A 1434-nucleotide genomic window follows, 5' to 3' on the forward strand; every position below is an offset into this window, starting at 1 on the left:
GGGCGTGTCAGATGGTCTGTGTAAGCCGTACCGAGAGGAACGGTAAGAATCATGACCATGATCGACGAGAAGAACCCAGGCGAGCCCTCGGGCCAGGACCTGGTCGAGCAGCTGAAAGCCTCAGGGCAGCTTGATGCCCTGTTCGCGCAGATCGACGCGGGCGGCGTCGAGCTCACCGGTGACGGCGGGTTCGTGCCCGCGCTGGTCAAGGCCGCGCTCGAGCGGGGCCTGCAGGCCGAGCTGACCAGCCATCTGGGCTACGAGAAGGGCTCGAGCGAGGCGCCGAAGCACGCCAACTCCCGCAACGGGACCACCCCGAAGACCGTGGAGTCCGAGGTCGGGCCGATCGAGCTGGACGTCCCGCGAGACCGGGGCGGGTCGTTCACCCCGCGCCTGGTGCCCAAGGGCCAGCGGCGCCTCGGGGGCCTGGATGACATGATCATCAGCCTCTATGCCGGCGGAATGACGATCCGGGACATCCAGCACCACCTGGCCTCCACGATCGGCACGGACCTGTCGCACGAGACGATCTCCAACATCACCGACGCCGTGAGCGAAGAGGTCCTGGCGTGGCAGTCGCGGCCGCTGGAGGAGTTCTATCCGGTGATCTATCTCGACGCAATCCGGATCAAGATCCGAGAGAACAGCCAGGTCCTCAACCGTGCCGCCTACATCGCCGTCGGCGTGGACCTCGAGGGCATCAAGCACGTGCTGGGGATCTGGGTCCAGGACACCGAGGGCTCGGCGTTCTGGGCCCACGTCTGCGCCGATCTCGCCAACCGGGGCGTGCAGGACGTGCTGATCGTGTGCTGCGACGGGCTCAAGGGCCTGCCGGAGGCGATCGAGGCGACGTGGCCGGACTCGATGGTCCAGACCTGCGTGGTTCACCTGATCCGGGCCGCGATGCGGTTCGTGGCCTACCAGGACCGCAAGAAGGTCGCCGCCGCGCTGAAGCCGATCTACACCGCCCCCAACGAAGAGACCGCGAGGAAGGCGCTGGCCGAGTTCGAGGCCTCCGAGCTCGGCACGAAGTACCCGTCTGCAGCCGCGACCTGGGCGAACTCCTGGGAGCGGTTCATCCCGTTCCTGCAGTTCCCACCCATGCTCCGCAAGGTCATCTACACGACCAACAGCATCGAGTCGCTGAACTTCCAGCTACGGAAGGTGACCAAGAACCGCGGCCACTTCCCCTCGACCGAGGCGGCGGTGAAGCTGCTCTGGCTGGCGATCTGCAACATCGAAGACAAACGCGCCGCCGAACGCGCTCGGGACCGGGGCAAACCCGCCGGCCAGCGCAAAGCCCAGGGCCGGCTCGTCGAAGGCCAGGCCGTCACGAACTGGAAGCAGGCCCTCGCCCAGCTCGCCGCGGCCTACCCCGACCGGATCAACCCCTACCTGTGACCACCCCGCTTACACAGACAAGTTGACACGCCC

Annotated in this window: 1 protein-coding gene; it reads left to right on the plus strand. The window is 66.8% G+C overall.

Going from position 1 to position 1434, the window contains the following annotated elements; translation table 11 throughout:
• The first annotated feature begins 57 nt into the window (after positions 1-57).
• The gene (locus D8M29_RS12285; RefSeq protein ID WP_012750929.1) at positions 58-1401 is read left to right on the plus strand and encodes an IS256-like element ISMlu11 family transposase; all 1344 of its coding nucleotides are present in this window, start codon (positions 58-60) and stop codon (positions 1399-1401) included.
• The last annotated feature ends 33 nt before the right edge of the window (positions 1402-1434 follow it).

Source organism: Micrococcus sp. HSID17227, assembly GCF_003989405.1.
In the GTDB taxonomy this organism is placed as follows: Bacteria; Actinomycetota; Actinomycetes; order Actinomycetales; family Micrococcaceae; genus Micrococcus; species Micrococcus luteus.